The following is a 20787-nucleotide window of genomic DNA, read 5'->3' as shown; positions in this document are numbered from 1 at the left end:
TTTATTCTATAGAAAAAATAAAAATTATGTTATAAAATAAGGTATAATAAAAAATAGTGCCTTTAAAATTAATATTAATTTTGAAGATATTATAGGGGGGAGAATATTGGAAAAATCAACTTTTGAAAAAGAATATGAGGTTCAATATTATGAAATAGATTTTAAGGGAAGATTACTTGTAACAAGTCTTATAAATTATTTTGGAGATATAGCTACAAAACATTCTCAGGTCATAGGAGGGAGTCTTGAGTATTTAAAAGAGAAAGGTATAGCTTGGGTTCTCTACAAGTGGAATATACATATAGATAGATACCCCCATTATGGTGAAAAAATTACTGTGAGAACTAAAGCTTGCTCTTTTAAAAAGTTCTATGCCTATAGAACTTTTGAGGTTTTGGATAAAGAAGGTAATATTATAGCTGGTGCAGACTCTGTGTGGATTTTAATAGATATTGATAGACGTAAAATACTTAGAATAACTGAAGATATGTATGAAATGTATGGTATAAGCGAAAAAAATAAGGAATTATTGTATGTCAAAAAAATAAAGTTACCGAAAAAATTTTCCATAGAAAAAAGTTTTAAAGTAAGATACAGTGACATAGATACTAATAGGCATGTTAATAATGTTAAATATGTGGATTGGATGATAGAAACTATTCCTTTAGATATAGTACTTAACTATTCTATAAAAAATTTAAACATAACTTATGAAAAAGAAGCTCTGTATGGTGAAAATATAACAATATACACTGAATTAAAGAAACAAGATGAAGGGTACATATCTCTACATGAAATTGTAGATAAAGAAGGTAAAAAGTTATCTGCTATAGAAGCTGTTTTACAAAAAAAATAAAAGAGCTGGTGAATTATTTTTCAGCAGCACTTTTTCCTGTCATAAATCCAGAACTCCAGGCCCATTGTAGATTAAAACCGCCACAATCTCCATATACATCTAATACTTCTCCAGCAAAATACAAATTTTTTATCTTTTTAGACTCTAGGGTTTTTGGGTTTATTTCGCATAAATCAATACCACCAGAAGTAACTTGTGAATTTTTAAAGGAATTGGTATCATATACTTTGAACTTCCAGGATTTAATTAATTTATATATATTATTTTTCTCTCTCCAGGTTAATTCATCACAGGGCTTATGGATATTTTTTACCGTAGCTTCATTTAAAAGTATAGGTATTACTTTTTTATTTATTATTCCTATTAAAGAATTGTAGATACTTCTATAATTAAAAATTCCCCAATGATTTTCTAAAAACTCTATTAATGCCTCTTTATTGAAGTTTGGAAGCATATCAATTTCTAGTTCAACTAACCTTTTATTGAGCAAATTATAAGAGGCCGTGCCGCTTATATTCAGTATAGGAGGACCTGATATCCCATAATCAGTAAATAGTAATTCACCTTCATCCTTTTCTTTTATTTTATTATCTATCAGTAAGTTTACACTGCCATTAAATTTCACTCCTGAAAGGGCTTTTAAGCGATTGTAGTCCAGCTTTAACTGTACCAGAGCAGGAATAGGGTGAATTATGTTATGACCTAATTTTTTACATATATTAAAACCAGAACCATTAGATCCAGTATTAGGAGCGGATTTACCTCCAGTACATAAAATAATTTTTTTGCATTCATATATTTCATCCTGACAAAATATTTTAAAATATTTTTTAGTAGGAATAACATCTTTAACTTCAGAATTTAAATAAATAGGAATATCTCTATCTTCAAGAGCCATCTTTAGTATGTCTAGTACAGAGGACGCTTGAAGTGAAAGTGGATACATCTTACCGTTTTCTAAAGTTGTAAGGGGTAATCCTAGAGAATTAAAAAATTTAATTGTATCATTTAGAGTAAAATTATCTAAAGTATCCTTAAAAAAATCAGGATTTTTACTGTGATACCTAGAATAATTTATATTTCTATTAGTTATATTACATCTACCATTTCCAGTTGATAATAATTTTTGCCCAATTCTTTTTTGTGATTCTAGAATTCCTACATCTTTTCCATTGTCTTTTGCAGTAATTGAAGCCATTATACCGGAAGCACCAGCACCAATTATCATTATTTCATGAAACAAAAATATACCTCCCTAAGTTAAAATCAAGTGATTCTTAAGTTCAGGTGGAGTTTGCTTATGAAAAATGTTTATCTCCATCTGAACCTTAAAAGAACTTATCCAGGCGCGTAGCAGTGTTTATCTCCCTTTGAAGAAGGGAGTATTAGCTAATCTGCGTTTGGATAAATGTATTACAACAAATATATTTTAGCTTACTTATATTTTTTTTTATATAGTTTATATTAAAAATCATATATTTATTTTAAATTTGTGTATAATATAATTAAATTAGAAGTAAAAGGAGAGACACTTATGGTAGCTTCTGAATTTTTGAATTATAAAAATTGGGTGGTAGCTGGTAATGTGGCTAATAATAAAAAATATGCTTTTAAGATATTGAATTCGCTAAAAGATAATGAATTTAATGTAGCAGGGGTAAACCCTAAAAGTTTTGAAGGAGGTGCTTATAAATCTTTGGCAGAGGTGCCTTTTAGTATAAATGTACTAGATTTATGTATAAATCCTGCAATAGGAATACATGTGGTTAAGGAAGCCAGTAAATTGGGAATAGATAAAATATTAATACAACCTGGCGCAGAAAGTGATGAAATATTGAGTTTTTGTAATAATAATAGAATAAATTTTGTAGAGGGATGTGCACTTGTTGAACTTTCCCGAAGATAGAGTACAAGCTAAAATCTTGATTTTAATTCGGCGTAAATAAAAACTTATATAATTTTCAAATTAGCGTAAAGTGTTGATATATAAGGTCCTTGGTAGAAATATAGAAAAAGATATTTAAGAATATAAAAAAAAGTGTTGACACTTTGGAAAATATTTTGTATTATAGACTATGTCGGACCGCTGGATAGGTTTGATGCATAAGTAGAGGCCCCTTGGTCAAGCGGTTAAGACACCACCCTTTCACGGTGGTAACAGGAGTTCGATTCTCCTAGGGGTCACCATTATTATATGGGCGCATAGCTCAGCTGGGAGAGCACCTGCCTTACAAGCAGGGGGTCACAGGTTCGATCCCTGTTGTGCCCACCAACATAAGGCTCAGTAGCTCAGATGGTTAGAGTGCCGGCCTGTCACGCCGGAGGTCGAGGGTTCGATCCCCTTCTGAGTCGCCATGCCTTGTAACATTTATTTGTTATAATAGGCCTTTAACTTAAATTGAGAAGTCTACTCTAGTATGAGAGAGTTACTTGATTTAAGTTAAAAAGCTAAATTTGTTTTAGGCCCCTTGGTCAAGCGGTTAAGACACCACCCTTTCACGGTGGTAACAGGAGTTCAATTCTCCTAGGGGTCACCATTGTATGTGGGCGCATAGCTCAGCTGGGAGAGCATCTGCCTTACAAGCAGGGGGTCACAGGTTCGATCCCTGTTGTGCCCACCAACATGAGGCTCAGTAGCTCAGATGGTTAGAGTGCCGGCCTGTCACGCCGGAGGTCGAGGGTTCGATCCCCTTCTGAGTCGCCATTTTGCTGGCATAGCTCAGCTGGTAGAGCAACTGACTTGTAATCAGTAGGTCGTGGGTTCGAAGCCTACTGCCAGCACCATGTTAACCCCATGAAATTGTATCATGGGGTTTATGTTTTATTTTAAATTTTTGCTTTTTATATTTTTTCGGATTCTTATGTCTTCTCCGAAGAATTTAAATAGTTTAAACTCACCTAATAATCTAGAGGAAATTCTTTCTGAATAACACTTTAAAAGTTCTTCCAAATCACAATTAGTAGATATAAGCATTTTATTTTGTTTTAGTAATTTTCTATTTATAAGATTGAACAATTCTGTCTTGGAAAAATCTGTTATCTGTTCTGAACCTAAATCGTCTATTATTAATAGATCGCAATTTATTATAAGATCTTCTAATTTATTATTTTCTTTAAATCGTATGCTTTTTAAATCTTGAATTAAAGCTTCAGAAGTTCTATAGACCACTAAAAATCCTCTGTCCAATAGTTCTTTTGCTATGCAATTTGATAAAAAAGTTTTTCCAGTTCCTGGATTTCCGTAAAATAATAAATTTTCTTTAGAAGAAGAAAAATTTTCTATGTATTTCCATGATGTAGAAGCTATTTTTTCTATATTTTTTCTAGGGCTGGTTGGTTCTCCTTCATTTTTTAAAGGGGAATATAATCGAAAATTAAAATTATCGAAATTATTTTTACTTAGTATATTCATCAAATCAGAATTGTTGTAATATAATTTGATTAATTTTTGCTTATAGCATAGACATTTTTTAGTACCTATGAATCCAGTATCTTTACATTTGCTGCATTTGTAAATCATGTCTAGATAATTTACAGGGTAATTATTGGCTAACATAAGTTCAGCTTTTTTTCTCCTTAGATTTCTAATTTTTTCTTTAAGCTCCCTTAAATATTTGTCTTTGTATTTTACATTATTTAATATATTTATTGATAATTTTATACAAAGTTTTCCTATCTGATTTTCAATATCTAGTACTTCAGGAACAGTTTTTCTGATCTCTTCTTTTCTTAAGTTTAAAGTTTGTTCATTTTTTTGTCTTATATTTTCATAAATTTTTGTTATATTTGAGTGATAGCTTTTAATCATTCCTATCCCATCCTAGTAATTTTTTTTCTAAATCTTTAAAGTCATAGTTTCTTTGTTTAAAATTATTAAAAGATCCTTGATTGGAGTTATTTTTTAAATTTTTATGATTAGTAGATACATTTTTTTTCATGTCTTTTTTTCTTATGTCTTTAGTAGTCTTAATGTTATCCTTATACCAGCTTGTAAGTATGCCATCAATATATTTAAAGTCTGCTTTATTTATTCTTTGAAAGCATATGTCACAAGCTTTATATATAATGTCTATAGAAAAGTTATAATTTTCTATCCATTTAGAAAGCAATTCTTCTTGGGGTTTCATTATTTCTCCATCTTTTATGCCAAGGTAATTTAAAATTTTTCTTATTTTAGTCCATTTATCCTCATGTTTTTTTATAAAAGCTTGGGCGTCATCTATATCCTTTATTTTGGCATCAAACCAGGATAGAGCAGTTTTTTCTATGTACCTTATATTAGTTTTGCCTTTTAAAGTACAATATTGCACTAATAAGAGTATTATTTCTGGAGAAAAATTTAAATCATTCAGCCAGCTTATGTACATTGTCATTTCTTTTGATGATAGTGGTCTCCCTATGGATTTTTCTATATCTTCTAACATATCTTTCACAGAGTGATTATTTAGTTCTTCCAGTAAATTTATATTGACCTCTTTTTCAGTTTCTGTATCACAATCAGATAAGTCTAAAAATTCTATATTGTAATTTCCCATATCATCAATTGGAAGCATTTTTATTACATTTTCCTCATTCCAATAATTCCATGCATTTAATACATCTGTTTCCAAAAGATGTAGAGTATTCGCTATTATTTGAGAGTTCACTCCTAACTCTCCTGACTTGCAATACTTTAATCCAAGAAGATATACTTTTACAAATTCTCCACGGGCTTTAGTCATATATTTATCTATGAATATATTACTTACAGGAGTATAGTTGCTTTCTTTTGTTTTAAACATAAATGTACTCATATTCTAATTACCTGCCTTTATTAAATAGGGTTTTAAAAGATGTATTACTAAATTATTATATCAGACTAAATACAAAAAGTATAATAGGGTAAAAGGTCGATAATCATGATAGATTGTTAGGGAATTTTAAGGTGCTGGACAGTTAAAAGTTTTTAATATATACTTTGATTATCAAAATATTTGATAATCAAAAATTTAAAAAGGAGAGAGTTAGATGAAATTACCTTCATTGATTATAGGAGATTTAAAGGCTAATATACCTATTATTCAAGGTGGGATGGGCGTGGGGATTTCCGGATATAGTTTAGCACAGGCAGTAGCAAATGAAGGTGGCGTGGGTGTGATCTCTACAGTTCAAATAGGCTATAGAGAATCAGATTTTGAAACTAATCATAAGGAAGCAAATATTAGAGCTCTAAGAAAAGAAATAAGAAAAGCCAGGGAGTTAAGTCCAAGAGGCATAATTGGAGTAAATATAATGGTAGCCATAAGTGAGTATGATGAAATGGTAAAAGCCTCTGTGGAAGAGAAGGCAGATATAATAATATCTGGGGCTGGTCTACCGCTTAATTTACCTAAGCTAGTTGAGGGAAGTTCTATAAAGATAGCTCCTATAGTTTCTTCTGGGAAAGCCGCATCTATTATAATTAGAAATTGGCTTAAAAAATATTCCAAAATGCCAGATGCACTTGTGGTAGAAGGTCCTGAAGCAGGTGGACATCTTGGATTTCATTTAAAACAGCTTCAAGAAGGTAAAGAGTCACTGGAGGATATAGTGGTAGAAGTTATTAAGGTTGTAAGAACTTTTGAGAATGGAGATAATATTCCAGTTATAGCTGCTGGTGGTATATATACAGGATGTGATATTGTAAAATTTTTAAAACTAGGAGCAAGTGGGGTTCAGATGGGAACACGTTTTGTAGCTACTGAAGAATGTGATGCACATATAAACTTCAAAAATGCCTATATAAATGTAAAAAAAGAAGATATAGGTATAATAAAAAGCCCTGTAGGACTTCCAGGAAGGGCTATAAGAAATAAATTCATAAAGCAAACGGAAGTTACTGATGTAATTACTTCTGATAAATGTTATAATTGCTTAAAAAAGTGTAATCCTGCCAAAACACCCTACTGCATATCTAAAGCTTTAATCAATTCAGTTAAAGGAAATGTTGAGGATGGACTTGTATTTATAGGAAGTAATGGGTATAGAGTAAATAAAATTGTAAAGGTTAAGGAACTTATAAAGCAGCTTATAGAAGAAGCAAAAAGATGCTGAATATATGTTAAAATAGATTATTTATTTAAAGTGGTGATTTAGTGAGCAAGGGTATAAATGTTATAAATGAATTAATGGTAGACATTTTTAACGATATTTTAGAAATAGAACAAAGGGCTCTTCAATATACAGCATTTGATGATTTATCTATTACAGAAATACATACCATAGAAGCCATAGGTATGTATAAGCCCAGAAAAATGACTGAAGTTGCCTGTCAGTTAGACATAACACTAGGTACCTTAACTAAAGCTGTAGATCAACTAGTGAAGAAGGAATATGCCCTCAGAAGGCGCAGTCAGGAAGATAGAAGAATTGTATATATACAGTTAACTAAAAAGGGGAAACTTGCCTTTAGAGTACATCATAAGTTTCATTCTGACATGGTTAAAGAAACTATAAGAGGATTTACAGAAGAAGATGAGAGGATCTTAATTAAATCATTAGAAAAACTTAATAATTTCTTTAAATCAAAGTATAATCTTAAAATTAAACTAAAGGAGAATAATAATGAATAAAGTAAAAATTTCAGGTGTAGGAAGTTATGTTCCACCTAAGATTTTAGATAATAATGACTTGTCTTTAATAGTAGATACCAATGATGAATGGATAAGATGTAGAACTGGAATAAGACAAAGGAGAATATCACTGGGAGAAAACACTTCAGATATGGCGACAAAAGCAGCTGTAAATGCTATAAAAAGTGCAAATATAAAAGTGGAAGATATTGATCTTATAGTACTTGCAACGGCTACACCAGATAATTTTATACCTTCTACAGCCTGTATAGTACAAAAGAATATTAAAGCTATTAATGCTACTTGTTTTGATATATCTGCAGCTTGTTCCGGATTTATATATGGATTGGATATTGGAACACAATTTATACGTTCAGGAAGATTTAAAATAGCTCTTGTAATAGGAGCTGAAACTCTTTCTAAAATACTTAACTGGCAAGATAGAAGTACCTGTATTTTATTTGGGGATGGGGCTGCTGCTGCTATTTTGCAAAGAGGTGGTCAAGAGAGTATACTTTCTATATATACAGGTTCAGATGGATTTAAAGGAGATGCTCTCACATGCCCTGCAATACCGGTAAATAATCCTTATGTAGATGTTGTACCGGATTTTCATAAAAGTGTAGTGGAAATGGATGGAAAGGGAATATTTAAATTTGCAGTAAAGATTTTAGCGAAAACTGTAAAAATTTTACTTAAGCAGGGAAATTGTACTTTAGAAGAAATTAAGTACATAATTCCTCATCAAGCAAATTATAGAATAATAGAATGTGCTGCTAAAATATTGAAAACAAATATGAGTAAATTTTATATTAATTTGGATTTATATGGGAATACATCTGCGGCCAGTGTAGGAATAGCTTTAGATGAAGTATATAAAAAGAATTTAGTAAAAAAGGGAGACAAAGTTCTTATTATAGGTTTTGGGGGAGGATTAACTTATGGCGGATTATTGATTAATGTAATCTAGTAAGTAATATTTCGGAGGATAAAAATGATTTTTAATAAGATAAGAAAAATTATAGCAGAACAGCTTGACTTAGATGAGAAGAATATAATTGTGAATACTTCTTTTGAAGAACTCAAAATAGATTCACTGGAATTATTTCAAATAATAATTGAAATAGAAGAAGAATTTGAGATTCAAATAGAAGATGCTGAATCAATAAAAACTGTTCAGGATGCAATAAAAATTGTAGAGGAAAAAATTAAAAATTAATATAAAAATAGGAGGTTCAGTTTATGATTAATTCTGTGTTTTCCAATATGATGGGAATAAAATATCCAATTATCCAGGGAGGAATGGCCCGGATTGCAGATAGTTCTTTAGCAGCAGCGGTATCTAATGCAGGAGGTGTTGGAATAATTACAGGTAATGCACCTCTTGAGTGGGTAAGAAATGAGATACATAAGGCTAAGGAGCTTACAGATAAACCTTTTGGTGTGAACATAATGTTATTGTCAGAAACTGCTGAGGCTGTAGCTAAAATGGTATGTGACGAAAATGTAAAAGTTGTTACTACAGGTGCGGGGAATCCTGGAAAATACATAGATATGTGGAAAAAGTATAATATAAAAGTTATACCTGTGGTGGCATCTGTAGCATTATCTAAAAGAATGGAGAGAGCAGGAGTAGATGCTGTTATTGCAGAAGGTTGTGAGGCGGGAGGACATATAGGTGAACTCACAACTATGGCATTAGTTCCACAGGTAGTAGATGCTATAAATATTCCTGTAATTGCAGCTGGAGGCATAGGTGATGGAAGAGGGGCAGCGGCAGCCTTTATGTTGGGAGCAGATGGAATACAACTTGGAACCAGATTTTTAGTTGCAAAGGAATGTACAGTGCCACAAGCTTATAAGAACAAGGTATTACAATCAAAAGATATAGATACTCAAGTTACAGGAAGAGCTACAGGACACCCTGTTCGTGTTTTAAGAAATAAACTTACAAGAAAGTTTCAATTGCTGGAAAAACAGGGAGCATCTCTTGAAGAATATGAAGAATTGGGAAAAGGAGCTCTTGCAAAGGCTGTAGTAGAAGGTGACGTAGAAAATGGCTCTGTTATGGCGGGACAGATAGCAGGACTTGTAAATAAAGAACAAAGTTGTAGTGAGATAATAGAAGAGATATTTAAGGAATTTCAACTTAGTGTAGAAAAAATAAATAATATGTTTCAAAAATAATATTTGGAGGTAAGCATGGGTAAAATAGCATTTTTATTTTCGGGTCAGGGAGCACAATATTTAGGTATGGGAATAGATCTCTTTAAAAATATGGATGTATGTAAAAAGATATTTCAAGATGCAGATGATACATTAGGGTTTTCCATAAGTAATATATGTTTTGAAGGTCCTGAAGAAGATTTAAATAGAACTGAAAATACTCAACCTGCAATTTTAACAACCAGTATAGCGGCTTTAAGAGCCTTAGAAAGTTTTGATATTAAGGCTGATATCACTGCTGGGCTGAGTCTGGGAGAATATTCAGCTCTTGTATGCAGTGGTATTATTGGATTCAAGGAAGCTGTGGCTTTAGTGAAAAAAAGAGGGAAATATATGCAAGAGGCAGTTCCAGAAGGTATGGGTACTATGGCTGCTATTATGGGATTAAATTATTCAGATGTGGAAAAAATATGTAATGACTGCAGCTATTTAGGAACAGTAGAACTTTCAAACATTAATTGTCCAGGTCAAGTTGTAATTGGAGGAGAAATAGAAGCAGTGAAAGCTGCCTGCAGCATAGCTAAGGATAATGGAGCACTTAAGGTAGTAGAACTTACTGTTAGTGGACCTTTTCATACATCTATGTTGAAAACTGCTGCAGAAAAATTAGAAAAAGAACTAAAAAATGTATATATGGGTCAGTGTTCTATTCCAGTTGTAACAAATGTAACTGGAGAAATAGTCCAAAAAGTTCAAGATATAAAACCTTATCTGAAAAAACAGGTCATGAGTACAGTACTTTTTGAAAAAAGTATAAATACCATGATGGAATTCGGAGTGGATACTTTTGTAGAAATAGGTCCTGGAAGAGTATTAAGTGGATTTGTAAAAAAAGTAAATAGAAAGGTTCTTACGTTGAATGTTCAAGACATTAAATCCTTAAACAGTACTGTGGAAAAATTAAAGAATAGATAGGAGAGGTGAAATGGATAATTTAAATAAAAAAGTAGCTTTAATCACAGGAGGCGCCAAGGGCATTGGAAAGGCTATTACGCTTAAATTAGCAGAAGAGGGGTTTGATATAGTAGTTAACTACAGGAGTAGTTCAAATCTTATAGAAGGATTAATAGAGGAAGTTGAACAAAGAGGAAGTAAAGCTATTGCTATTCAAGGGGATGTAAGTATATTTGAAGATGCGAAAAATATTATGAAAGAGGCAGTTAATGCCTTTGGAAGAATAGATGTATTGGTAAATAATGCTGGAATAACTAAGGATGGATTAATACTTAGAATGAAAGAAGAAGATTTTGATCAGGTTATAAAGATAAATTTAAAAGGAACATTTAATTGTATAAGACATGTAAGTCCAATAATGGTAAAACAGCGAAGTGGAAAAATAATAAATATATCTTCGGTGGTAGGTATAACAGGTAATGCAGGACAGGTAAACTATTCTGCAGCAAAGGCAGGAATAATAGGAGTCACCAAATCTACAGCCAGAGAATTGGCTTCAAGGGGAATAAATGTAAATGCTGTGGCACCAGGATTTATAAGGACGGATATGACAGAAAGTCTATCGGAAAAAGTGAAGGAAAACACATTAAATAGCATACCATTAAAAAGATTTGGAACAGCTGATGATGTAGCAAATGTAGTAGCCTTTTTAGCTTCTTCAAGTGCAGATTATTTAACAGGACAAATAATAAATATAGATGGCGGAATGGTAATGTAAACTTTTAAAGGTTAGGTGAAATGTATGAAAAAAAGAGTTGTGATTACAGGACTTGGGGCAGTTACGCCCGTAGGAAACGATGTAAATACTTTTTGGAATAATATAAAAAATGGTGTTTGTGGAATAGATTTTATTAAGTCATTTGATACAAAAAATTTTAAATCAAAGTTGGCAGCAGAAGTGAAAGACTTTGATCCTGGAAAAGTTCTTGACAAAAAAGAAGTTAGAAGACTGGATAAATTTTCACAGTTTGCCATGGTATCAGCTCTGGAAGCATTAGAGGATTCAGGACTTGATCTTGATACCGTAGATAAATATAGGTTTGGAGTTTTGGTAGGGTCTGGAATAGGAGGGATAGGTACTATAGAAAAAGAACATGATACTCTTAGAGAAAAAGGTCCTGGCAGAGTTCGTCCGATATTTATACCTATGATTATAGGCAATATGGCAGCAGGCAATATAGCTATAAAGTTTGGAGCCAAAGGAGTATGTACTACAGTTGTTACAGCCTGTGCTACAGGTACAAATGCAATTGGTGAAGCTTACAAAATGATTGAAGATGGCAGGGCGGATGTGATGATTGCAGGAGGTGCAGAGGCATCTATAACACCTCTTTCCATAGCAGGTTTTATATCCCTTACGGCACTTAGTAGAAGTGATGATCCAAAAAGAGCATCTATCCCCTTTGATAAAGAAAGAGGAGGATTTGTTATGGGAGAAGGGGCAGGAATTGTCATACTTGAATCACTGGAACATGCAAAGAAAAGAAATGCAAATATATATGCTGAGGTAGTAGGGTATGGTTCAACTTGTGATGCCTATCATATAACGGCAGTAGATCCTGAGGGAGAAGGCCCTGCAAGAGCTATGAAAATTGCAATAGAGGAAGCAGGAATTGATAGAGGTGAAGTTTCCTACATAAATGCCCATGGTACAGGTACCCCAACTAACGATAAATCAGAAACTAAAGCTATAAAATTAACCTTTGGAGATAAAGCCAAAGGTATACCGGTAAGTTCAACTAAGTCTATGACAGGACATCTTTTAGGGGCGGCAGGGGCTATAGAGGCTATAATATGTGTTAAGTCTGTTCAAAATAATTACATTCCACCTACCATAGGCTATAGAGAGGTGGATGAGGAATGTGATCTTGATTATGTTCCAAATGAAGGAAGAGCTGCAGAAGTTAAGTATGCAATGTCTAATTCATTTGGATTTGGAGGCCATAATGCAGTAATTTTATTAAAAAAGTGGAGTGAATAATATGGACGTTAAGGCAATTGAAAATATTATAAAGACTATGGATAATTCACAACTGGGATATTTAGAAATTAATTGGGAGGGAATATCCATAATAATGAAAAAACAAGGGGAAGAAGGCAACATAAAAAATATAAATATTTTGGGAGAGAATAAGGAAAAACTAAATACTATTTCACAAAATTATGAAGATAAAATAATAAAAACAAGAGAAGAAAAAATAGATGAATTAGAGATTACAAAGAGCGAACTAGCTACTGAAAAAGACGATTCTATAAAAGAAATAGCAGCACCTATAGTAGGCACCTTTTATAGTTCACCTAGTCCTGACAAACCTCCCTTTGTAAATATAGGATCTAAAGTAAAAAAGGGAGATGTTCTTTGTATAATAGAAGCTATGAAGCTTATGAATGAAATTCAGAGTGAAGTAGAGGGAGAAGTAGTGGAAATCTTAGCTAAAAATGAGCAGATGGTAGAGTATGGACAGCTTATTTTTAAGATAAAAACTAGTAATTAAAAGGAGGAGCACATATGGAAGAACAATTCAAAGTGGATTTTGGAGTACAGGATATAAAAAATATTATTCCTCATAGATATCCCTTTTTATTAATAGACAGGGTAAGTTATATGGAGCCGGGAAAAAAAGTTATAGCTTATAAAAATGTTACCGCAAATGAGTATTTTTTTCAGGGACACTTTCCAGAAATGCCTGTAATGCCAGGGGTGCTTATAATAGAGGCACTAGCTCAAGCAGGGGCTGTAGCTATTTTAAGCAAAGAAGAATTTAAAGGTAAGATAGCTTTTTTTGGTGGTATAAATAAAGCAAAGTTTAGAAAAAATGTAGTACCTGGAGATACTTTGAAATTGGAAGTAGAAATAGTAAGAATTAAAGGTCCTGCAGGAATAGGAAAGGCAATAGCTTATGTAGGAGAAAAAAAGGCTGCAGAAGGAGAATTGATGTTTATGATAGGGGACAAAAATTAAATTGTCAGGGAGTTGAGTTTTAGAAGTGTTTAATAAAATTTTGATTGCAAATAGAGGAGAAATAGCAGTTAGAATAATTAGAACCTGTAGAGAAATGGGTATAGAGACTGTAGCAGTATATTCAGAAGCAGATAAAGATGCTCTTCATACACAAATGGCAGATGAAGCCATTTGTATTGGTCCTGCTGCACCAAGAGAAAGCTATTTAAATATACAAAATATAATAAGTGCTACAGTTTTATCTGGTGCAGAGGCTATTCATCCTGGATTTGGTTTCTTATCTGAAAATAGTAAATTTGCCAGAATATGCGAAGAATGCAATATTATTTTCATAGGACCTACTGCAGAGTGCATTGAAAATATGGGTAATAAATCCAATGCTAGAAATATAATGAGTAAAGCAAAAGTTTCTATAATACCGGGTTCAGGAAAGGCCATAGATTCAAGTGATGAACTTTTAGAAGTGGCTAAGGATATAGGGTATCCTGTTATGATAAAAGCCTCCGCTGGAGGTGGAGGACGAGGCATAAGAATTGTGCATAAAGAAGATGAACTTATAAAAAATTATGAAAATGCTAAAGCTGAAGCAAAAGTAGCTTTCGGAGATGATACCATATATCTTGAAAGATTTATAGAAAATCCAAAGCATATTGAGGTTCAGATACTTGGAGATAATTTTGGAAACATAGTTTATTTAGGAGAAAGAGATTGTTCCATGCAAAGAAGAAATCAGAAACTTTTAGAGGAGGCTCCTGGAAAAGTCATAACGGAGGAGCTTAGAATGTCTATGGGTGAAATGGCTATAAGAGCAGCTAAAGCTGTAAATTACAATAATGCTGGAACTGTTGAATTTCTTTTAGATAGAAATGGGGAATATTATTTTATGGAAATGAATACCCGTATACAAGTAGAGCACCCTATAACTGAAATGATAACAGGTATAGACCTTGTAAAAGAACAGATAAAAATTGCAGCAGGAGAGAAGTTAAGTTTTTCACAAGAAGATATAAAAATAAATGGGCATTCCATAGAGTGTAGGATAAATGCAGAAAATGTGGAAAAAGGTTTTATGCCTTCCCCTGGGAAAATAACTGAACTATATGTTCCTGGAGGACCTAATGTTAGAGTAGATAGTGCAGTGTATTCAGGATATAATATTCCACCCTATTATGATTCCATGATAGCAAAGCTTATTGTATATGGTAAGGATAGAGAGGAAGCTATATACAGGATGAGAAGGGCTTTAGGTGAATTTATTATAGAAGGAGTAAATACAAATATAGATTTTCAATTTGAACTAATAAGTAGTGATGAATTTATAAAGGGAACCTACGACACAACATTTATAGAGAAGAATTTTAAATATTAATAAAGAATTTAAGAGCAGTGAGCGCATATTAAGTAGAGTTTATTTTTTCAATGTTTTACTATATAATAAATTAAATGGTAATTTAATTAACTGGTGATTTTATAAAAGAGGTGATAGGGAGCTTGTTAAATAAATTCTTTAAAAAAACTAAGTATATTACAGTTAGTCAACGAGCTTTAAAGGATATTCATGATGATCTTAGTAAGAAGCCCAGTATACCAAATGGTATGTGGGTAAAGTGTGATGGCTGTGGTAAGGTATTATATAAGAATGATATGGAGAAAAATAATAAGGTATGTTATTACTGTGGTTACCATTTTAGAATGAGTGCATTAGAACGAGTAGATCTTATCTTGGATAAAGAAAGTTTTTATGAATTTGATAAGGATATGATTACTGCTGATCCAATAGAATTTAAAGGGTATAAAGATAAAATTAAAAATATTCAAAAGAAAACCGGTATAAAAGAAGCTGTAATAACAGGCAAAGGTACTATAGGACAAGAACCGGCTATAATATGTATTATGGATAGTAATTTTATGATGGGAAGTATGGGTTCTGTGGTAGGGGAGAAAATTACCAGAGCAGTAGAAAAAGCTATAGAATTAAAATTACCGCTAATTATTTTTACAACTTCTGGGGGAGCAAGAATGCAGGAAGGAATTTTTTCACTAATGCAAATGGCAAAAGTAAGCGGCGCGATCAATAAACTGAATGAGGAAGGACTTTTATATGTATCGGTACTTACAGACCCTACAACAGGGGGGGTAACAGCTAGTTTTGCCATGCTTGGAGATATAATTTTAGCGGAACCTGGTGCTCTTGTAGGATTTGCAGGAAAAAGAGTAATAGAACAGACTATAAGGCAAAAACTTCCTGAGGGGTTCCAAAGAGCAGAATTTCTACTACAACATGGATTTATTGATAATATAGTCTCCAGAGAAAATTTAAAAGAAACTTTGAGAAAAATATTAGTTATTCATAGTAGAAATAGCTAGCATTAAAAAATTGTTTATAAATAGGTACTATTTTTATTTTATTATAAGTTTTTTAGATGAAAGGAAGTTTTGTATGGAAAAGTTAGGAAAGGTGCAAAAAGCTCTCAATAAAAAACTTGAAGGAAAAAATGCCTGGAACAGGGTAACTCTGGCGAGAATGATTGAGAGACCTACTTCTTTAGATTATATATGTAAGATATTTGATTCTTTTATAGAATTTCATGGAGATAGATATTTTGGAGATGATCCTTCTGTAGTAGGAGGAATTGCATTATTAGAAGGAGAGCCTGTAACTGTAATAGGTCAACAAAAAGGTAATAATACCAATGAAAATATAAAAAGAAATTTTGGCATGCCGGAACCCGAGGGATATAGAAAAAGTTTAAGACTTATGAAACAGGCTGATAAATTTTATAGACCTATTATATGTTTTGTAGATACCCCAGGAGCTTTTTGCGGTGTAGAAGCAGAAGAAAGGGGACAGGGTGAGGCCATAGCTAGAAATTTAATGGATATGTTTAAATTAAAGGTACCTATAATATCTATAGTAATTGGAGAAGGAGGAAGTGGAGGAGCGCTTGCTTTTGCTGTTGCAGATTCAGTGTGGATGCTTGAAAATTCAATATATTCTATTTTATCTCCGGAAGGATTCGCAGGTATACTCTGGAAGGATGCATCTAAATCCAAAGAAGCTGCAGAGGTTATGAAGATTACAGCTCAGGATTTAATAAAATATGGTATAATAGATAAAGTACTAAAAGAACCTTCAGGGGGAGCACAAAAAGATGTAGATACAATGGTTAAAACTATAAAAGAAGAGCTTGTAAAAAAATTAGATATACTTAAAAAGTGTTCTATAGATGAGTTGCTTCAACATAGATATAATAAGTTTAGAGATATGGGTGAATTTATAGAATAAGATATTTTTAATTTTAGGTGTTAAGTATATGCAAAAGAATATATATTTTAAGTGAAGAGTCTAATAATAAAAATAACTACAAAGAATAGACTAAACTATTCCTTTGTGTAGTTATTTTTATTTATGTGAATTTTTATCCTAATGCTACCATTTTATCCAAAGTTGGAGATAAGCACTGATACGCGCCTAGATAAGTTCTTCCCCTAAAGGATAACGTATTCTAAGTGCTAAAGACACTAAGAATACTGTTAATAAGGTTCAGATGGGATAAGCATTTCTCATAAGCAAACTCCACCTGAACCTTAAAATCACTTGATGGATTATACAGTAGTTGGTGGAGTAAAAGTTCTATTTGCCAGTTCCTGGTCGTATAAGTAAAGTGCGGCAGGATTATCACCTATTCTTTTTAATGCCTGTATAGCATTATTAAAAGTATCTTCTTCTTCAACTTGCTCATCTATAAACCATTGAAGAAAACCTATTGAAGCATAATCTTTATCTTCTCTGGCTATTTCCATTAAATTATTAAATCTTTGTGTAACTTTTTGTTCGTGGGCTAAAGCTGCTTCGAAGGCTGCCAGAGGTGATTCATAATTATTTTCAGGATCTGGGAAACCTTTTATAATAACCCTGGCGCCTACTTGATTTAAATAATTGAAAAGTTTTGTAGCATGAAAATTTTCTTCTTCTATTTGAACTTTAAAAAAATTTGTAAAGCCGTTTAGATTTTGTCCTGCAAAATATGCTTGCATAGCTAAGTAAATATTAGCAGAGTAGTACTCAAAATTTATTTGATCGTTTATAAAATTTGTTAATCTTTCGCTTATCATAGCAACACCGTTATTAAAACTTATAAAAACTGTTTTTTATAATTGTTTTAAAATAACAGTTTACACCTCCTTATAAATTTTAATTTTTAATAGTTATTAAATTAAAGTATATATTCATAATAGCATACTTTAACTAAGGTTTAAATAGTTTGTAAATTTTAGGTTTGTTTATGGCAATAATTTCTCAAGATCCAGCATACCAGAACCCTGACAATATTTTGTCATATCTAAAGAATTACAGCATACTTTTAAAAGGGAGGTTAAATCTTTAAATGTAAGTTCGGGATTATTTTCATACATAAGAGAACAGACACCACTTATATAAGCGGCAGCACAGGAAGTTCCGCTATAGCATGTATAGGGTTTTTCTAATACTTTAGGATATAATTTCATTCCATTTCTTTCAGAAATATAACTTGTATTTGCATTTATAGAACATATGTTTACAGAGGCGGCAGCCAGATTGGGTTTTTCTATTTTGTTAATAGGGCCACAAGAAGAGTACTTATACGGTTTTTGAATTTTAGAGGTTGTGTCTATGCCTGCTACAGTTATACAATTCTTTAAGGTAGCTATACCTCGCATACTACCCTCTGAATCGCCTTGATGTCCTGTGGGAACTACAACAGTTATATTTGATTTTACAGCTTCTTCAAAAAATTTTTCAAATAAGGATAGTATAAAATAATCATTTATTTCTAATTCGAAAGGTAGACAAATCACTTTTATATTTTCATCAATACTTTCTTGCATTAATAATTGAAGTGAAAATAAAATATCAGATATATAACCTTTCCCAATAGAATTAAAAGCTTTCACAGAATAAATACTACTACCCTCTGCAATGCCTCTGTATAGACCCTTAGATTGAATACCACTTCCGCATATAATTCCACTTATAAAAGTGCCATGACCGTTATCGTCATAGGGATATTTATAATTACCTACCAAATCTACAAACTTTTTTATTTTATTTTTAGGATTTAAAAGATCTGAATGTGGGTAAGTACCTGAATCTATTACTCCTATACATACATCTTTTCCTGTAAGCTTATATCTTCCTTGAAATGTTATTCCATTTGAAGCAAGAACACCTTTTTCGCCACAAAGCAAAGCAAAATAATCATTTGTTATAAAACTTACTTGAGGAAATTCAATTATCCTATTTATAGAACGAGGAGTTAATGTGGCACATATACAGTTTATCATTGAAATAGAATGTATTATAGTACCATTATATGTTTTTATTTTTTTTTCTATAGCCTCTGGTAAGGAAGTACATTTTATTATTACTCTGTAATTTTTATATAGTCCCTCATCTAAGGATATTTTTAAATTAGATTCTAATTTGTTTTTAATAGAAAACATATTTTTCACCTTAAAATTAATTACAATAATATTATAATGTTATTTAATAATATATGTGATATTAAGTGTAATAATTAATATATAATTATAAAATATAAATTATCCTTTCCATTTCAATATAACAATACCTACTATCATTACTGCAATGCCTACTATTTTATTTAAGGTAAAATTAATTTGGGGAGAATCGAATAAACCGAAAAAGTCAATTACAGCTGCGGCTATAAGCTGTGCTGTTAGAATTATAGCAATACAGTGAGTTACCCCTAAAAGTTTAATTCCCTGCATCACAGTAAAAATTATAACCACCCCTAAGGCTCCTCCTAGAAAATATAGCTTTCTACAACAACTTAAATTTGATAAATTTTTATCCTTAATCATAAAAACTATTATAAGGGTTATTATGAAACCAATGCCTTGTACTATTGCGTTTGTTAACCATAGTCCTATTTTTTCACTGAGTCTTGTATTGAATACACCTTGTATACTCATACTGACTCCTGATATTATTGCATATAATATACCAAGCATAAATATATCACCTTCCTGAAGGTTAGTTTAACCATGAAGATGATATATTATTAAAATTAAATAAATATGAAGTTTTAAATATGGATTGATTAGTTGAAGAGACCATTCTCTGTATTAAATAACATACAGAGAATGGTCTCCTAACATTTGAATTTTTCTTTATGGAGAAAATTATTATAACAGTAAGCAGTTTCTATTTCATTTATAGACAATCCTAATTTTTCCCCTAAACTTATAAAATCTTCGAATAGAGTGATATAGTGATCCTTGGAAGAACAGACTATAAAATCATTTATATCAATATATATGTTTAAAAATTGTGATGTAATAATATCTTCATTAACTTTTATGTTTACTTTAATATCTGTAAACCCTTTTTCAAGTCCTAAAGTCAATATGAAGTATAAGCAATCTACATAACTTTTTAAAATTAAATCCTTATTGGTAGGTGCATCATTAGTCCAGAATTTGAAACATTGAGTTTCATTAGCCAGTTCAGCTATTTTTACTTGAAGTGCAAGAGTCTTTTGTGAAAGTAAATCTTTTTTTTTCATAGGAATATTTTTTTTTGTTCTTTCATCTAAGTTTTCTTGCAATTCAAATAATTTTACAAGATCCATAAACAGACCGCCTTTCCATATTGATATAATTATTGTAAAGAAATTTTTTCACTTAATAATATTTTAGCTAAAATTGATATATATTAAAACAATGTGCAACCGGTTACAGTAAAAATTTATTTTAAATTTTTAAAATAAATTGATTTATAACGATTACTGTAAATTGTAGTAAAAATATAGGACTGTTTTTTCTATGATCAAATATACCTTATATGTATATAAAAGTAAGGCTTCTATAATTTTATATGAAATCATAGAAGTCTTATTAAATAAAAGTATGTTATTTGATAATTGTGTATTTTTAGGAAAGTTATTTTTTGGTAATAGCTGTTTTTACAGTTACTCCATTTATTCTGCCTAATTTTCCAGTCATAGAACTTATTTCGTCAGAAGTTCCATCTACTATTATTGATATAACTGAAATATTTTTTTCCTTGTAGGGAATACCTAATCTTCCCACTATAATATCTGAGAAAGAATGAAGTATACTATTTACAATTGAAGCATTCTCAAGATCTTCCACAACTATTCCAACTACAGCAATTCTTTTTTCCAAAGCTTTTC

General features: G+C 31.5%; 23 protein-coding genes and 7 tRNA genes. 22 read left to right on the top strand and 8 right to left on the bottom strand.

The annotated features are described in order from the left end of the window. Positions 1-106 precede the first annotated feature (106 nt). Positions 107-856, top strand: coding sequence for an acyl-[acyl-carrier-protein] thioesterase (locus AB3K27_RS20955; RefSeq protein ID WP_368489203.1), 750 nt, complete (start codon positions 107-109; stop codon positions 854-856). A gap of 13 nt (positions 857-869) precedes the next feature. Here the strand turns inward: AB3K27_RS20955 and AB3K27_RS20950 are convergent, their stop codons facing one another. Then, a complete protein-coding gene (locus AB3K27_RS20950) occupies positions 870-2099 on the bottom strand; it encodes an NAD(P)/FAD-dependent oxidoreductase (protein WP_368489202.1) in 1230 nt (409 codons plus the stop codon). A 291-nt stretch (positions 2100-2390) separates the two neighbouring features. On the opposite strand from AB3K27_RS20950, the gene AB3K27_RS20945 reads away from it, so the two are divergent. The 8 genes from AB3K27_RS20945 (at position 2391) to AB3K27_RS20910 (ending at position 3640) form a co-directional block, all read left to right on the top strand. After that, positions 2391-2762, top strand: a complete 372-nt coding sequence (locus AB3K27_RS20945; protein ID WP_368489201.1) for a CoA-binding protein — start codon at positions 2391-2393, stop codon at positions 2760-2762. A gap of 206 nt (positions 2763-2968) precedes the next feature. After that, positions 2969-3043, top strand: a tRNA-Glu gene (locus AB3K27_RS20940). 9 nt (positions 3044-3052) lie between these two features. Next, positions 3053-3128 (top strand) — tRNA-Val (locus AB3K27_RS20935). Between the two features lie 6 nt (positions 3129-3134). Next, positions 3135-3211 (top strand) — tRNA-Asp (locus tag AB3K27_RS20930). Between the two features lie 107 nt (positions 3212-3318). Next, positions 3319-3393, top strand: a tRNA-Glu gene (locus AB3K27_RS20925). Between the two features lie 8 nt (positions 3394-3401). Next, positions 3402-3477 (top strand) — tRNA-Val (locus tag AB3K27_RS20920). A gap of 6 nt (positions 3478-3483) precedes the next feature. Continuing rightward, positions 3484-3560 (top strand) — tRNA-Asp (locus tag AB3K27_RS20915). Positions 3561-3564: 4 nt separating this feature from the next. Further along, positions 3565-3640: transfer RNA gene (locus AB3K27_RS20910), tRNA-Thr, on the top strand. Positions 3641-3677: 37 nt separating this feature from the next. Here AB3K27_RS20910 and AB3K27_RS20905 read toward each other — a convergent pair. After that, a complete protein-coding gene (locus AB3K27_RS20905) occupies positions 3678-4664 on the bottom strand; it encodes an ATP-binding protein (RefSeq protein ID WP_368489200.1) in 987 nt (328 codons plus the stop codon). Continuing rightward, complete coding sequence (locus tag AB3K27_RS20900) at positions 4657-5649, bottom strand: DnaD domain protein (protein ID WP_368489199.1); 993 nt, start codon at positions 5647-5649, stop codon at positions 4657-4659. The genes AB3K27_RS20905 and AB3K27_RS20900 overlap by 8 nt, the downstream gene beginning before the upstream one ends. A 214-nt stretch (positions 5650-5863) precedes the next feature. Between AB3K27_RS20900 and AB3K27_RS20895 the strand changes: the two genes are divergently transcribed. The 13 genes from AB3K27_RS20895 (at position 5864) to AB3K27_RS20835 (ending at position 16874) form a co-directional block, all read left to right on the top strand. After that, on the top strand, positions 5864-6928 hold the full coding sequence (locus tag AB3K27_RS20895) for an NAD(P)H-dependent flavin oxidoreductase (RefSeq protein ID WP_368489198.1): 1065 nt from the start codon (positions 5864-5866) through the stop codon (positions 6926-6928). Between the two features lie 41 nt (positions 6929-6969). Beyond that, positions 6970-7446 carry a MarR family winged helix-turn-helix transcriptional regulator gene (locus tag AB3K27_RS20890; protein ID WP_368489197.1) on the top strand — a complete coding sequence of 159 codons (477 nt, stop codon included), beginning with the start codon at positions 6970-6972 and terminating at the stop codon, positions 7444-7446. Continuing rightward, entirely contained in the window at positions 7439-8416 is a 978-nt protein-coding gene (locus tag AB3K27_RS20885) for a beta-ketoacyl-ACP synthase III (RefSeq protein WP_368489196.1), read from the top strand. The genes AB3K27_RS20890 and AB3K27_RS20885 overlap by 8 nt, the downstream gene beginning before the upstream one ends. A gap of 24 nt (positions 8417-8440) precedes the next feature. Continuing rightward, complete coding sequence (locus tag AB3K27_RS20880) at positions 8441-8665, top strand: acyl carrier protein (protein WP_368489195.1); 225 nt, start codon at positions 8441-8443, stop codon at positions 8663-8665. A 23-nt stretch (positions 8666-8688) separates the two neighbouring features. Then, complete coding sequence (fabK, locus tag AB3K27_RS20875; protein WP_368489194.1) at positions 8689-9633, top strand: enoyl-[acyl-carrier-protein] reductase FabK; 945 nt, start codon at positions 8689-8691, stop codon at positions 9631-9633. Positions 9634-9648: 15 nt separating this feature from the next. Further along, positions 9649-10587 (top strand): ACP S-malonyltransferase, encoded by a 939-nt coding sequence (gene fabD, locus AB3K27_RS20870; RefSeq protein WP_368489193.1) that lies wholly within the window; start codon positions 9649-9651, stop codon positions 10585-10587. Between the two features lie 10 nt (positions 10588-10597). Continuing rightward, a complete protein-coding gene (gene fabG / locus AB3K27_RS20865) occupies positions 10598-11344 on the top strand; it encodes a 3-oxoacyl-[acyl-carrier-protein] reductase (protein WP_368489192.1) in 747 nt (248 codons plus the stop codon). Between the two features lie 24 nt (positions 11345-11368). Next, complete coding sequence (fabF, locus tag AB3K27_RS20860) at positions 11369-12607, top strand: beta-ketoacyl-ACP synthase II (protein ID WP_368489191.1); 1239 nt, start codon at positions 11369-11371, stop codon at positions 12605-12607. 1 nt (position 12608) lies between these two features. After that, positions 12609-13121 (top strand): acetyl-CoA carboxylase biotin carboxyl carrier protein, encoded by a 513-nt coding sequence (gene accB, locus AB3K27_RS20855; protein ID WP_368489190.1) that lies wholly within the window; start codon positions 12609-12611, stop codon positions 13119-13121. A 14-nt stretch (positions 13122-13135) separates the two neighbouring features. Further along, positions 13136-13588 carry a 3-hydroxyacyl-ACP dehydratase FabZ gene (fabZ, locus tag AB3K27_RS20850; protein ID WP_368489189.1) on the top strand — a complete coding sequence of 151 codons (453 nt, stop codon included), beginning with the start codon at positions 13136-13138 and terminating at the stop codon, positions 13586-13588. 25 nt (positions 13589-13613) lie between these two features. Next, entirely contained in the window at positions 13614-14957 is a 1344-nt protein-coding gene (locus tag AB3K27_RS20845; RefSeq protein WP_368489188.1) for an acetyl-CoA carboxylase biotin carboxylase subunit, read from the top strand. 122 nt (positions 14958-15079) lie between these two features. Further along, complete coding sequence (accD, locus tag AB3K27_RS20840; protein WP_368489187.1) at positions 15080-15955, top strand: acetyl-CoA carboxylase, carboxyltransferase subunit beta; 876 nt, start codon at positions 15080-15082, stop codon at positions 15953-15955. A gap of 73 nt (positions 15956-16028) precedes the next feature. Beyond that, positions 16029-16874 (top strand): acetyl-CoA carboxylase carboxyltransferase subunit alpha, encoded by an 846-nt coding sequence (locus AB3K27_RS20835; protein WP_368489186.1) that lies wholly within the window; start codon positions 16029-16031, stop codon positions 16872-16874. A gap of 320 nt (positions 16875-17194) precedes the next feature. Here AB3K27_RS20835 and AB3K27_RS20830 read toward each other — a convergent pair whose 3' ends face one another. The 5 genes from AB3K27_RS20830 to AB3K27_RS20810 all read right to left on the bottom strand — a co-directional run bounded on the left by AB3K27_RS20830 (position 17195) and on the right by AB3K27_RS20810 (position 20779). Next, on the bottom strand, positions 17195-17704 hold the full coding sequence (locus tag AB3K27_RS20830; RefSeq protein ID WP_368489185.1) for a ferritin: 510 nt from the start codon (positions 17702-17704) through the stop codon (positions 17195-17197). Between the two features lie 168 nt (positions 17705-17872). Beyond that, on the bottom strand, positions 17873-19072 hold the full coding sequence (locus AB3K27_RS20825) for a S8 family serine peptidase (RefSeq protein WP_368489184.1): 1200 nt from the start codon (positions 19070-19072) through the stop codon (positions 17873-17875). A 99-nt stretch (positions 19073-19171) separates the two neighbouring features. Continuing rightward, on the bottom strand, positions 19172-19603 hold the full coding sequence (locus AB3K27_RS20820; protein WP_368489183.1) for a DMT family transporter: 432 nt from the start codon (positions 19601-19603) through the stop codon (positions 19172-19174). A gap of 140 nt (positions 19604-19743) precedes the next feature. After that, positions 19744-20223 carry a dUTP diphosphatase gene (locus AB3K27_RS20815; protein ID WP_368489182.1) on the bottom strand — a complete coding sequence of 160 codons (480 nt, stop codon included), beginning with the start codon at positions 20221-20223 and terminating at the stop codon, positions 19744-19746. A 310-nt stretch (positions 20224-20533) separates the two neighbouring features. Beyond that, the gene (locus AB3K27_RS20810) at positions 20534-20779 is read right to left on the bottom strand and encodes a TM1266 family iron-only hydrogenase system putative regulator (RefSeq protein ID WP_368489181.1); all 246 of its coding nucleotides are present in this window, start codon (positions 20777-20779) and stop codon (positions 20534-20536) included. Positions 20780-20787: the final 8 nt, after the last annotated feature.

Origin of the sequence: Clostridium sp. BJN0013, assembly GCF_040939125.1 — a bacterium.
Taxonomy (GTDB): domain Bacteria; phylum Bacillota; class Clostridia; order Clostridiales; family Clostridiaceae; genus Clostridium_B.
The sequence above is the reverse complement of the archived record's forward strand: the minus strand, read 5'-3'. Positions and strand labels throughout refer to the sequence as shown.